A 12,697-nucleotide genomic window follows, 5' to 3' on the forward strand; every position below is an offset into this window, starting at 1 on the left:
CCGAGGCACAGCCGCCCTGCCGGGTGCTCGCCGGCCTACGGATACACTGAGAGCACCGCATTCACCTGGTTGGGGGTTCTTTCGGTGTCTGAATTCGACACAGTGCTCGTGGTCGACTTCGGTGCGCAGTACGCACAGCTGATTGCCAGGCGGGTGCGCGAATGCCACGTCTACTCCGAGATCGTCCCCTCGACGATGCCGGTCGAGGAGATGCTGGCCAAGAAGCCGAAGGCGATCATCCTGTCCGGCGGCCCCTCCTCGGTCTACGCCGAGGGCGCGCCCGCCGTTCCTCAGGGCCTGTTCGAGACCGGGGTGCCGACCTTCGGCATCTGTTACGGCTTCCAGGCCATGGCCCAGACGCTCGGCGGTGAGGTGGCCCGCACCGGCGTCGCCGAGTACGGCGGCACCGAGCTGCGCGTCGGCCGCGAAGGCGTGCTCTTCTCCGGCCTGCCCGCCAAGCAGACCGTCTGGATGTCCCACGGCGACAGCGTCGCCTCGGCGCCCGCCGGCTTCACCGTCACCGCCGCCACCGACGAGACGCCGGTGGCCGCCTTCGAGCATCCCGCCAAGGGCCTGTACGGCGTGCAGTTCCACCCCGAGGTCCTCCACTCCGACCACGGCCAGGCCGTGCTCAAGCACTTCCTCGACGCCGCCGGCTGCCGGCCCTCGTGGACGATGCTCAACATCGTCGAGGACGCGGTGGCCGCCGTCCAGCAGCAGATCGGCCCCGAGGGCCGCGCCATCTGCGCGCTGTCGGGCGGGGTCGACTCCGCGGTGGCCGCCGCCGTCGTCCAGCGCGCCATCGGTGACCGCCTCACCTGCGTGTTCGTGGACCACGGCCTGCTGCGCAAGGGCGAGGCCGAGCAGGTCGAGCGCGACTTCGTGGCCGCGACGGGCGTCAAGCTCCGCGTCGTGGACGCCGCCGACCGCTTCCTGAAGGCGCTCGACGGGGTCACCGACCCCGAGGAGAAGCGCAAGATCATCGGCCGCGAGTTCATCCGCGTCTTCGAGGACGAGCAGCGCGCCATCATGTCGGAGGGACCTGTCGACTTCCTGGTCCAGGGCACCCTCTACCCCGACGTGGTGGAGTCGGGCGGCGGCACGGGCACCGCCAACATCAAGTCGCACCACAACGTCGGAGGCCTGCCGGAAGACCTGCAGTTCTCGCTCGTGGAGCCGCTGCGCACGCTGTTCAAGGACGAGGTGCGCAGGGCGGGCGAGGAGCTCGGCCTGCCCGCCGCGATGGTGTGGCGCCAGCCGTTCCCCGGTCCCGGCCTCGGCATCCGCATCATCGGCTCCGTCACCCAGGAGCGCCTCGACATCCTGCGCGAGGCCGACGCCATCGCCAGGGAGGAGCTGTCCAGGGCGGGGCTCGACCGCGAGATCTGGCAGTGCCCCGTGGTGCTGCTGGCCGACGTCCGCTCGGTGGGCGTCCAGGGTGACGGCCGCACCTACGGCCACCCCGTGGTCCTGCGCCCGGTGACCTCTGAGGACGCCATGACCGCCGACTGGGCACGGGTGCCCTACGACGTCCTGTCGCGCATCTCCACGCGCATCACCAACGAGGTGCGTGACATCAACAGGGTGGTGGTCGACGTGACCAGCAAGCCGCCCGGCACCATCGAGTGGGAGTAGGCGTTCCTTAGCGGGGAGTTACGGAATAATCGCGTTCCGTGACTCCCCCTTTGCGTTTCGGCTACATCGACGAATCGATCCACGACAGGCAGGGCCTGTATCTCCTCGCCGTGGTGCGTGCGGAGCCTTCGCGCGATGACGAGGCGCGCGGCGTGCTGACCGCCTGCGTACCCAACGGCCGACGGCCGCACTGGTGCAAGGAGAGTGACGCGGTGCGCGACGCTCTCGTGCGGGCGGTCGCGTCGCTCGGTGTCGACGCGAGCGTCTACGCCTGCCGGTTCGGGGACCTCCATCGCCAGGAGGCCGCGCGGGCGCGCGCGTTGAGCTGGGCGGCGCTCGAACTCGCCCCAGGTGTCGGCCACCTGGTCATCGACCGGCGTGAGGATCGACAGAACCAGACTGACCGGAAGGTGCTCTCGGCATTCGCGGGACGCCCTCTGCGCTTCACTTTCGCGCACGCCTCGTCCAGTTCGACGCCCCTGCTATGGGTGGCTGACATCGTGGTGGGTGCTGCCGCGGCGCAGCTTGCGCGGGGAGAGGAGCGTTATCTCAAGGCACTCGACGGGTCGGGGGAGCTCTCGTGCGAGCTGACCGCCTCCTGACAGCGCAAAGGCCGGGCGCCCGCCATCCGGCGGAAAAACCCGGCCTCACTTCACAACCCTAGTGGGCTGTGCATCACCAATAGTAATCGAACGACTGCGATCGTCAAGCCGGTTGCTGTGCCCGGCTCTCGCTCACGGCGGCCGCCTTCAGGCCAGGCAGCATGGTCAGAGCCACCGCCAGGGCGACGGCCATGACGGCGACGGCCGCCCACAGGGCCGCGTGGTAGCCGGCCACCAGGTCGGCGGGCTGGGTGGAGCCGCCCGTGGTCGTCGCGGCCAGCGAGATGAGCACGGCCATGCCGATCGAGATGCCGGTCTGCTGGCTGACGTTCATCAGGCCTGAGGCGAGGCCCGCCTCGCCGGGGGAGGCCTCGGCGGTGGCGGCGACGGTCGCGGGCACGACCATGAGGCCGAAGCCGAAGCCGGTGAGCAGCTCGGGGGCCAGCATGCTGGTGAGGAAGCCGCCGTCGACGTCGATGCGCAGGTAGAGGGCGATGCCCGCGAGCATGAACACGATTCCGGTCGCGGCTGTGGCGCGCACGCCGTACCTGCTGAGCGCCCTGCCGCCGACGGTGGAGGCGGTGACGGCGACGGCGACGGCGATGGCGACCATGGACAGGCCCGACTGGGTGGGGCTGTAGCCGAGGACGAACTGCGTGTAGAGGGTCAGGATGAAGAAGATCGGCTGCATGGCGACCGGTACCAGGAACATCAGCACGTTGCCCGCGCGGAGCTGCCGCTTGCGGAAGATGCCCAGGGGCATGAGCGGGTTCTTCGAGCGCGACTCGATGGCCAGGAAGGCCGCCAGCAGTACCACGGCGAGCGCGCCCGCCCACAGCGTGCCCGAGCCCTCGAAGGCGTAGGTCAGCAGGGCGAGCCCGCCGGTGGAGGTGACGGCTCCGGCCAGGTCGAAGCCGCCGCGCGCCTCGGTGGACCTGACGGCGGGCAGCAGGCGGAAGGCCAGGAGGGCGGCGACGGCGCCGACGGGAACGTTCACGAAGAAGACCGAGCGCCAGCCGAACCAGTCGGTGAGCAGCCCGCCGAGCACCACGCCGGCCGCGCCGCCCACACCGCCGACCGCGCCCCACACGCCCATCGCCTTGTTGAGCTGCGGATCGTCCTTGAAGATGGTCATCACCAGCGACAGCGCGGCGGGCGCGACCAGCGCCCCCGCCAGCCCCTGGACGGCCCGCGCCGCGATCACGAGGGCGCCTGTCGAGGCGAGGCCCCCCGCGAGGGAGGCGGCGGCGAACAGCAGCATGCCGGCGACGAAGACGCGGCGGCGGCCCAGGTAGTCCGACAACCGGCCGCCGAGCAGGAGCAACCCGCCGAACACCAGCGTGTACGCGGTGGTCATCCAGGACAGCTCCTGGGGTCTCAGGTGCAACTCCCCGCCCATGATCGGGCTCGCGATGCCGATGATCGTCAGGTCGAGGATCAGGACGAACTGGGTGGCGGCCAGCAGGGCGAGAGCTGCCCACTTGTTGTGCGCGGTCACTGTTACTCCCTTAGTGCATGTTTTGTAACAGTGGCCATGATGTGTGACTATCGAGGTCCGACGGAAGAAGGCACTTTCATGTCCCAGGGGAACACCGCTGTACCAACCCAGCTCAGGACGCTGGACGACGCCAGGGCCCTGCTCGAGATGGGGGAATGCCCCGTCCCGCCCAGGGAGATCCTCGACAGGATCGCGGGCAAGTGGGCCATCCAGATCATCGTCGCCTCGGCCGAAGGGCCGATCAGGTTCACCGAGCTGGAGCGGCTCATCCAGGGCATCTCCCGGCGCATGCTGACGCTGACCCTGCGCAACCTGGAGCGCGACGGGATGCTGACCCGCACCGTCTACCCGACCGTGCCGCCCAAGGTGGAGTACCAGGCGACGCCGATGGCGTTGGAACTGTACGAGGCGATGCTGACGCTCACCGACTGGTCGCGCCGGCACAGCGCCTGCGTGGCCAAGTCACGCGAGCTCTACGACGCTAGGCGGCAATGAGCTCGCGGGCGGCGGCCCGACGTTCGATGAGCCGCCTGCCGTAGCGCTGGGCGGGCAGCTCGACGAAGCGGTAGGTGAGCCAGCTCACGCCCAGGATCAGCGCGAGCAGCGCCAGGCCGAGACCGAGCTGCGCGGGCCACGGCAGCCGCCCTGGATCGCCGATGACGAGCAGCGCGAGCTTGATCAGTGGAACGTGCACGAGGTAGACCGAGTAGCTGATCAGGCCGAGCCAGGCCAGCACGCGCGGGAGTTCGCGCCCGCGCAACGCGAAGAACAGCGCGAACGTCGCGGCGGCCAGGCCCATCGTCGCCAGGTTGGTCAGGCCGTTGAACGTCACGGGCTTGAGGAAGGGCACCAGCAGGATCAGTGCCGCGACTCCCGCCACCGGCCACAGGCCCGAGCCCTGCGCGCGTTCCCAGCGATGGATCGCGGTGCCGGTGAACATCACCGCGAGGATCATCGCGCCCTGCCACGACTCCCTGCTGCCGATCCAGATCAGCGCGACCGCGAGGACGGCCAGCAGGACGGCGCCCGCCGTACGGGAGGAGCGGGAGCCGAACAGCACGCAGCCCAGGCCGACGGCGGCGACGACGAGGACCGCGACAGGCGCCCATGGGCCGTCGAGCAGGTGACCCTCACGCGGCAGTGTGAAGGCCACCAGCGTCGCCAGCAGCGCGAAGGCCAGCGCGAACCAACCGCTGCGCCGGTGCACCCCCGCCACGAACAGGCCCGTGACCAGCAGGTAGAAGACCATCTCGTAGGAGAGCGTCCACATCGGCTCGACCATGCCCGCCGAGCCCGTGACCTCCATGAGCATCGTCAGGTGGGCGACCGCGTTGACGTCGCCGCGCAGTGGCAGCAGCGGCGACAGCGCGAGCGTGACCGCGATGAGCAGCAGGTAGAGCGGGTAGAGGCGGAAGACCCTGCTGATCCAGAACGCCGGCACATCGCCCCTGCGTTCCAGCGACGCGGGAATGATGTAGCCGCTGACCAGGAAGAAGACCAGGACGCCGTAGATGCCCAGATTCATCCAGCGTGGCCGTAGCTCGTCAAGGAAGTGGTAGTTGAGATGCTCCACGAGGACAGCCGTGGCGCCCAGCCCTCGCAGGGCGTCGAGCCACGCCAGCCGTCTCGTCATCTGACGAAGCTTACCCGCGCCCCGCGCGCCAGAAGCGAACGAGCAAGGGGAGCATGAGGAAGCCGATGAAGATCGGCGAAGCCATGTAGCGGAAGTCCTGCGCGGAGATGTTGGCGAGCACCGCGAGCTGCTGGCCGAGCATGGCGGCCGCGATCCCGAGGACCCATCTGTTGCCGCGCAGCCAGGCCGCCAGCGCGAGCGCCACGTAGGCGGCGTAGCACCAGATCGGCCCCCGCCACACCAGCCAGTCGAGGTCGGGCGCGAAGGAGGCGTCCAGCCACTGGTCGGCGACGTCGTGCAGCGGCCACGACAACGGGCTCAGGTTGAAGCTCTCCAGCTCGGGATGGCGCTCGATCATGTCGGGGCCCACGTACTCCCACGCGAACCACCTGCTCGAGAAGTGGTAGGTCGCGCCGCCCTCCGACCAGCGGTCGGCCCCTGGCCGCCACGCGATCGCCCCCCTGCACAACCTGGTCCTGATCACCTGGTCGGGCGCCTCCACCAGGATGCGCTGCCAGAGCGCCATCACCTGCGGGCTGAGCTCGTCCGAGCGTCGCCAGTCGAAGTCGCCCCGCCAGATCAGCGGATTGATCGTGTTGCAGTTGCCGCCCCTCCACCAGCGCTCCAGCGGCGCGATCTCGGCCATGAGCGCCACGTCCTGCGTGGTGAACAGGTCTGTCCGCTCCTTCCACGCGACCGCGATGTCCCCGTAGGCGGTGTGGTAGACGAACGTGCGTGACGGCGGGACGATGCCCACCTGCGGCAGGACGAGGTTGGTGAGCAGGACGGGTACGGCCGCCGCGCCCAGCCCCACGGCCGCCAGCCCCAGCCGCGCCCCCTTACCGATGATCATCAGGGCGAGCACCACGATGCCCACGACCATGAACCCGTTGGCCCTGAACAGCCCCGCGCCCAGCATCACCGCGCCGAGCGCGACCAGCGTCCCCCTGGTCGGGCCCCTGTCCCTGGCGATCCGCGCGCAGACGGCCGTGATGCCGATGACGCAGGCGGTGAACGGCACGTCCTTCCAGAACGTCACGGAGAAGGCCCCGAACGGCGGCGCGAAGGGCAGCAGGACGGCGGCCAAGGTCGTCGGGAGCCTCGGCGCGCCGAGGCCCTTGAGCTCCTGCGCGAGGAGCGAGATCGCCAGCGCCATGCCCGTGGTCTGGAGAAGGGTCACGGGACTGACGGCGCCCGTGGCCTTGACACTCAGCCACAGGAGCGCGTCGTACAGGACGGAGTGGTCGCTCACCCACGGGCCGACGATGGTGTGGCTCAGATAGAGCACGGAGTCGCGGCTGAACAGACCTGGATAGAAGGCGGCCCACCACAGCAGGAGCACTGCCTGGATCCAGAGGAAGATCCTTACCGTGGGGCGTTCGATCATCATCGAGAGCTATTGTCCGGGCGGTAGCGGATCAGAGCAAAACGGACGGTCTACGGATAGGTCTCACCCGGTTCGAGCGTGCGCCCCTTGAGCAGGGCCGACACCGTCACCAGGTGGTAGCCGCGCTTGCGCAGATCCTTGATCAGCGTCGGCATCACCTGGACGGTCTGCGGGACCACGTCGTGCATGAGGATGACGCCGTCGCGCCTGGCCAGCTTGAGCACGGCCGCCCTGATCTTCTTCTGGTCGCGCAGCTTCCAGTCGAGCGTGGTGCCGGTCCACAGCACCTGAGCCATCCCCTCGTCGCCCGCCAGCGCGGCCACCCTGTCGTCGGTGTTCCCGTACGGCGGGCGGAACAGCTTCGGCGCCCTGCCGGTGACCTTCTTGACGGCCTCCTGGGTCGTCCTCAGCTCCTGCGTGATCTCCTCGTCGAACAGCGTGGTCAGGCTCGGGTGCGACCAGGTGTGGTTGCCGATCTCGTGCCCCTCCGCCGCCATGCGCTTGACCAGCGTGGGACGGCTTTCGACGTGCTTGCCCATGAGGAAGAAGGTGGCCTTGGCCCCGGACTTCCGCAGCGTGGACAGGAGCGTTCCAGTCGAGGCCCCTGGTCCGTCGTCGAAGGTCAGCGCGAGGCACTTGACCTTCGCGCAGTCGACCTTGGCCGCCGCGTGCGCGGAGGGCGCCGGCAGGAGCACGGCGGCCACTCCGGCCATGACGAGACCACGCACGAACATCAGGCACCTCCATCGACGGGGGATCAACGGGCCCCGTCTATCGTGCCCCATTTCGCCGGTGTTCTCGTCACCGTGGCCGCCTCCCCGCTGTCCGATGGCGCGGACAACAGGGCGTAAAGTCCGGCCCGGCCCGCCGGGCCACGCAGCATGATCCTGACCATGCGACACCCGTCGTTCGCGTGCGCGATCATCGCCTTCTGCCTGGGACTGTGGGGTCTCACCGGGCCTTCAATGTGGGTCGACGAGGTCGTCACCGCCGACCTCGCGACACGGTCGACGCGCCAGATGATGACGATGCTGTCCCAGGTGGACGCCGTGCACGGGCTGTACTACCTGATCGCCAAGGGAGTGGCCGAGCTGGCGGGACAGGCGGGGGAGGCGGTCCTGCGCCTGCCTTCCGTGGTCGCGATCACCGCCGCCTGCGCAGGCCTGGCGGCGGTCGGGTACAGGCTCGGCGGCCGGGGGGTGGGCCTGGCCGCCGGCCTGCTGTTCGCCGCGCTGCCGGTGGCGGCCCAGTACGCGCACGAGGCGCGCTCCTATCCGCTGGTCGCCATGCTGGCGGTCGCCGCCACGTGGCTGCTGGTCCGCGGGATCCAGGACGGCGGCAGGCGGTGGTTCGCCGGTTACGCGCTGGTCCTCGCGCTCATGGGCGCGTTCAACCTGGTGGCGCTGTCGCTCGTCGCGGCGCACGCGGTCACGATGCTGTGGACGCGGCCCGCGCGGCGGACCGCTCTGGCCTGGCTGGCGGCAGCGGCGGCAGGCGGTCTTGCGACGCTTCCGCTGGTGCTGATCGCCTACCCGCAGAAGGGCGCCGTCGCGTTCGTGCCCGCCCCTGCCCTCCGCGGCCTCTGGACGGCGATGTGCGGCCTGGCCGGTTCGGCCGTCGGGGCCGTCGCGCTGGTCGCGCTCATCGGCGCGGGAGTGTGGCACGACAGGGGAAGGAAGGTCGGCGTGGCCGCCGTGGCACTGCCGTGGATGGTGGCGCCGTCCGTGGCGCTGCTGGCCGTCCTGCCCTTCCAGTCGCTCTTCCTGCCGCGCTACCTGTTCTTCTGCGTGCCGGGCTGGGCGCTGGCCGCCGCCATGGGCATCGTCTCGCTCCGCCCGGCGCCGCGCGTGGCCGCGTTCGCGGGCCTGGCCGCCCTCCTGGTACCCGCGAACGTCGCCGCCCGCGCCAACGACGCCAAGCCCATGGACGTGCGGGCCGCCGCGGACGTGCTCAACCGGCACGCGCGCGCCGGCGACCTGATCGTCTACGTGCCGCGCTGGCCCAGGCTCATGTGGGCGGCCTACCCGGGGCCAGGGTCGCGCCTGCGCGACGTGACGATGCGGAAGTCACCCCGTCGGGCAGGCACCCTGGTCGGCCTCGACGCGCGCACCACGAAGGTCGCCGAGCGCCTGGACGCGGGCCGGCGGGTGTGGCTGCTGCGCATCGGCGACCCCAGCGGCGAGGTCGAGCGGCTCCAGCGGATCAGACGCGAGCAGATCAGGGCGGCGGGCGGGTACGCGGTGGCCGGCCGCTGGAGGTTCACCGGCGCGCGCGTCACCCTTTTCGAGCGGCCGATCCCGTGGCCTGTGCGCTGACCGTCACCATGCGGGTGAACTCCGACGGCAGGTCCACCCCGTCCCACACCCGGTGGAAGGTCAGCGCGGAGCCGAAGGGCACCATGCGGTCGACCCCGCGCCCCGCCAGCGCCCTGGCCAGCGCCTCCAGCTCGTCCCTCGCGAAACCGAAATGCGTCATCGTCTGGTCCTTGCGCTCGACGAGCGGGACCAGCTCGCTCAGGTCGCCGAGCCTGGTGTGCGCGAACGTGCCGGTGCCCAGCCACCGCCTCGGCATCGCCGAGGGCGCCGAGAGCCGCACGTCGGTCAGGGCGTTGCCGTGGAAGGTGATCGACTCCCCGGCCCCGTCGGCGGCCATCCCGTAGGCGGCGACCCGCTTCTCGACGGCCATCGCCGCGTCGACGCTCCAGCCGCGGGCGGCGATCGCCTCGGCCAGCCGTACGGCGAAGTCGGCGTGGGCCTTGTCGGTGTCGGCGGCCGAGCCGACCCAGAATACCGTCCTCGGGGACGAGCACGCGGCCTGGTCGAACCAGTAGGAGTCGTTGGCGAACCCCTCGGCGGCCGCGGCCCGCACAGGAGCCGTGCTGCCCAGCCACGCCACCGACCTGATGACGGCGAACGACGAGCGGTCGGGGAAGGTGAGGTCGCGGGCGTGCGGGGCCAGCCGGTGGCGGCGGATGGCGGTGACGGCGGCGTCACCGCCCCAGATGACCCGTAGGTCGCAGGCGGCGGAGAAGGCGGCGGTGGCCTCCTCCGAACGGTCGTAGGAGACGATCCGCTGGGTCTGCGCCACGGCGGGGTCGGCGTCGCGCAGCGCCCTGGCGAGGGTCTCGACGATCGTGCGGGCGACGGCCCCCGAGCGCGGCGACAGCCGTACGACGTTGCGGTTGCCCATGAGCGCCGACAGCGCCCACGAGTAGACGAAGACGGTGTCGACGTTGGCGGGAGGGACGTGGAAGACCAGCCCGCGCGGCACCCGCAGGTGTTCGCCTTCGAGCAGGTCGAGCGCCCTGGCCAGCTCGACGCGGCGCAGGAAGAAGCCGAGCGAGCCGAGCTCGGGATGGCGTCGGGCGATCGCGGGGCTCAGGAGTCTGGCGCCGAACGCGGTCAGGAAGGCGCGCATCCGATCGTCGCCGACCGCCAAAGGGCCGCCGACGGGAGCGGCGGTCAGCTCGGCGACCAGCGTCCCTGCGTCGGACCTGCCGGGGACGGGGAACAGGACGTCGATCATCAGGCGGCCGCTCCGAACGTGTCGCTGCACCCGCGCGCCTCGGCCCTCGGCAGCCTGCCCAGGACGGAGAACCTCTTGCCCGGCCACACCCCGTCGTCCACGCCGTGGACGACGCCCAGGTCCTCGGTCAGCAGCACATGCCCCGGATAGGAGGTGGGCAGCGTGCTGACGACCTCGATCAGTCCAGGCACGCCCACCGGCGCCTCCTGCCAGGTGTCGGGGTCGCGGATCAGCACGTCGGCGAAGTCGGGGCAGTAGAGCCCGCCGCCGTCGGCGCCCTCCAGGAAGACCGTGCCGATCTGCTCCACCATCCCGTAGAAGTTGTGCACGGCGGTCAACCCCGTGCGCGCGGCGAAGTGGCGGCGGAAGGCGGCGTTGTCCACGGCCTGCTCGGCCAGCTTCTTCCAGCCGCCTGAGTGGATCAGGATCCCGTTGGACAGGTCGGCCTCCAGCTCCCGCAGGTAGAGCCAGACCATGAAGGTGAAGCCGAACACCAGGAACGGCTCGCGCCCGTGCTCGGCGAGGAAGCCCGACACGGCCTCGGGGTCGGGGCGGCCCTCCTCGTCGAGAGCGAAGGTGTGGTCCCTGCCGAAGTTCATCATCCCGAGCACGCCGGCGCCCCTGGCGCTCAACGTGGGGTCGCGCACGACCGCCCTGGTGTCGGCGATCAGCATGGGCAGCCGCCGCTCGCCCAGCACGCCGCGCATGGTGGCGGCGAGCATGCGCGTCTGCGTGGCGGCCGCCTCCCTGTCCAGGTAGACCAGGCTCGGCCGCTGCCCTGTCGTCCCGCTGGAGGTCAGCACCCTGAACACTTGCTCCTCGGGGATGCTGCGCAGCTCGTGCGTCTTGAACAGGCGGACCGGCAGCCACGGCAGGTCCGCCACCGACCCGTACGGCGGGGCGGACCCCGTCGCGTCCAGGATCCGCCGGTACGGCTCGCACTCGCGCCTGTGGCGCTCGGTCAGGGCGGCGAGCCGGGGCAGCAGCGCCGCCTCCTTCGCCTCCTGGGGCAGGGTGAAGACGCTCACGTGCGGGCCTCCAGCGCTCGGTAGTCGATCTTTCCTGTGGTGAGGAGGGGAAGCCTGTCGACGCCTCGCACGTCGAAGCCGCTCCAGTGCAGGCGCAGCTCGTCGCCCAGCCGTCTGGCCACCGCCTCGCGCGCGCCGGGGTCCATGCCCTCCGTCCACACCGTCACCCTGTCGTCGCCGCCGGTGGCCGCGACGGGGCCGCAGTCGCGCAGGAGCCGCTCCACGTCGTCGAGGTTGACACGCACGCCGAAGATCTTGGCGATGCGCTTCACCCTGCCCGTGACGAACAGGAACCCCTCCTCGTCGAGACGCCCGAGGTCGCCGGTCCTGAGCACGCCGCCCAGATCGTCGCCCCTGGCCAGGTCGGCCGCGGTCTCGGCGTAGCCCATCATCACGTTGGGGCCCCGGTAGACGACCTCGCCGTCCTCGATGCCGAGCGTGCCGCCGGGAAGCGCGAGGCCCGCCGAGCCGAGCCTGTCGGCCAGGCGGTCGGGAGGCAGCACGGCGATGCGCGCGGTGGCCTCGGTCTGGCCGTACATCACGAAGAACCTGTCGACCTTGGCGGCGAACTCGGCGACCAGCTCGGGTCGCAGCCTGCCGCCCGCCTGGGTCAGCGTGGTGAGCGCGGGATAGGCGGCGGGGTCGAAGCGGAGCCTGCGCAGCATCTCGTACTGGTACGGCACGCCCGCCAGCGAGGTGCAGCGGTGCTCGGCCAGCTCCCGCCAGAAGGGGCGTTCGAGCAGACTCGCGCCGGTCAGCACGACGGTGGCGCCGACGGCCAGATGGCTGTTGAGCACCGACAGGCCGTAGCTGTAGTGGAGCGGGAGGCTGGTGGGGGCGACGTCGGCGGGGCCGAGGCGCAGGGCCTGGGCGATGGCGCGGGCGTTGGCCATGACGGCGGCGTGCGAGAGCCGTACGAGCTTGGGGTTGCCGGTGGAGCCCGACGTGGTCAGCAGAACGGCCAGGTCGGGGTGCGGGTCGGGAGCGCCGCGCGGCCGCCGCGCGTCGATCCCCGAGAGCGCTGCGGGTCCGGAGAGCGCGTCGACCTCGGAAAACGCTGCGGGTCCGGAGCGTGTGGTGGGTCCGGGGAGCGCGTCGAGCCCGGAGAGGGCGGCGGGCTGGAAGCGGTCGGTCAGGTCGGCAAGCACGGCGGCGTTAAGGGCCGGGTCGAGCAGGGCGACAGGCCTGCGCGCCCGTAGCGCCGCCAGGTAGCCGAGGACGGAGGGCAGGTCGTTGCGCATGCCGAGGAACAGCGGGCCCGGTGGCGACGCGGCCAGCGCCCGCTCCGCCTCGGCGACGCGCCCGGCCAGCTCCTCGCCGCCGAGCACGTCCTGGGTGCCCGCCACGACGAGCCTCGCCTGCGGGTGGGGGAACGGGTCCATCGCTGCT

The 12,697-nt window shown here is 71.0% G+C and carries 11 protein-coding genes; 4 read left to right on the forward strand and 7 right to left on the reverse strand.

Features of this window, described 5'->3' with window-relative positions:
- Nucleotides 1–84 precede the first annotated feature (84 nt).
- The gene (gene guaA, locus ACFSKW_RS08015; RefSeq protein WP_379570726.1) at nt 85–1,635 is read left to right on the forward strand and encodes a glutamine-hydrolyzing GMP synthase; all 1,551 of its coding nucleotides are present in this window, start codon (nt 85–87) and stop codon (nt 1,633–1,635) included.
- Between the two features lie 50 nt (nt 1,636–1,685).
- Nucleotides 1,686–2,237, forward strand: a complete 552-nt coding sequence (locus ACFSKW_RS08020; RefSeq protein ID WP_379570728.1) for a hypothetical protein — start codon at nt 1,686–1,688, stop codon at nt 2,235–2,237.
- A gap of 103 nt (nt 2,238–2,340) precedes the next feature.
- Here the strand turns inward: ACFSKW_RS08020 and ACFSKW_RS08025 are convergent, their stop codons facing one another.
- Nucleotides 2,341–3,735 carry an MFS transporter gene (locus ACFSKW_RS08025; protein WP_379570730.1) on the reverse strand — a complete coding sequence of 465 codons (1,395 nt, stop codon included), beginning with the start codon at nt 3,733–3,735 and terminating at the stop codon, nt 2,341–2,343.
- 78 nt (nt 3,736–3,813) lie between these two features.
- Between ACFSKW_RS08025 and ACFSKW_RS08030 the strand changes: the two genes are divergently transcribed.
- Complete coding sequence (locus ACFSKW_RS08030; protein WP_379570732.1) at nt 3,814–4,230, forward strand: winged helix-turn-helix transcriptional regulator; 417 nt, start codon at nt 3,814–3,816, stop codon at nt 4,228–4,230.
- On the opposite strand, the gene ACFSKW_RS08035 is transcribed toward ACFSKW_RS08030, so the two are convergent.
- The 3 genes from ACFSKW_RS08035 to ACFSKW_RS08045 are packed head-to-tail and all read right to left on the reverse strand — an operon-like array spanning nt 4,217 to nt 7,489.
- Nucleotides 4,217–5,368 carry an acyltransferase family protein gene (locus tag ACFSKW_RS08035; protein ID WP_379570734.1) on the reverse strand — a complete coding sequence of 384 codons (1,152 nt, stop codon included), beginning with the start codon at nt 5,366–5,368 and terminating at the stop codon, nt 4,217–4,219. The genes ACFSKW_RS08030 and ACFSKW_RS08035 overlap by 14 nt on opposite strands.
- Nucleotides 5,369–5,378: 10 nt before the next feature.
- Nucleotides 5,379–6,758 carry a hypothetical protein gene (locus tag ACFSKW_RS08040; RefSeq protein ID WP_379570736.1) on the reverse strand — a complete coding sequence of 460 codons (1,380 nt, stop codon included), beginning with the start codon at nt 6,756–6,758 and terminating at the stop codon, nt 5,379–5,381.
- 47 nt (nt 6,759–6,805) lie between these two features.
- Complete coding sequence (locus ACFSKW_RS08045; RefSeq protein WP_379570738.1) at nt 6,806–7,489, reverse strand: polysaccharide deacetylase family protein; 684 nt, start codon at nt 7,487–7,489, stop codon at nt 6,806–6,808.
- Between the two features lie 159 nt (nt 7,490–7,648).
- Between ACFSKW_RS08045 and ACFSKW_RS08050 the strand changes: the two genes are divergently transcribed.
- Nucleotides 7,649–9,070, forward strand: coding sequence for a glycosyltransferase family 39 protein (locus ACFSKW_RS08050; RefSeq protein ID WP_379570740.1), 1,422 nt, complete (start codon nt 7,649–7,651; stop codon nt 9,068–9,070).
- On the opposite strand, the gene ACFSKW_RS08055 is transcribed toward ACFSKW_RS08050, so the two are convergent.
- The 3 genes from ACFSKW_RS08055 to ACFSKW_RS08065 are packed head-to-tail and all read right to left on the reverse strand — an operon-like array spanning nt 9,030 to nt 12,690.
- Complete coding sequence (locus ACFSKW_RS08055) at nt 9,030–10,280, reverse strand: acyl-CoA reductase (protein ID WP_379570742.1); 1,251 nt, start codon at nt 10,278–10,280, stop codon at nt 9,030–9,032. The two genes, ACFSKW_RS08050 and ACFSKW_RS08055, sit on opposite strands and share 41 nt — an antisense overlap.
- Complete coding sequence (locus ACFSKW_RS08060) at nt 10,280–11,308, reverse strand: LuxE/PaaK family acyltransferase (protein ID WP_379570744.1); 1,029 nt, start codon at nt 11,306–11,308, stop codon at nt 10,280–10,282. The genes ACFSKW_RS08055 and ACFSKW_RS08060 overlap by 1 nt, the downstream gene beginning before the upstream one ends.
- On the reverse strand, nt 11,305–12,690 hold the full coding sequence (locus ACFSKW_RS08065) for an AMP-binding protein (RefSeq protein WP_379570746.1): 1,386 nt from the start codon (nt 12,688–12,690) through the stop codon (nt 11,305–11,307). The genes ACFSKW_RS08060 and ACFSKW_RS08065 overlap by 4 nt, the downstream gene beginning before the upstream one ends.
- Between the last annotated feature and the right edge of the window lie 7 nt (nt 12,691–12,697).

The organism is Nonomuraea mangrovi (assembly GCF_042681425.1).
Taxonomy (GTDB): domain Bacteria; phylum Actinomycetota; class Actinomycetes; order Streptosporangiales; family Streptosporangiaceae; genus Nonomuraea; species Nonomuraea mangrovi.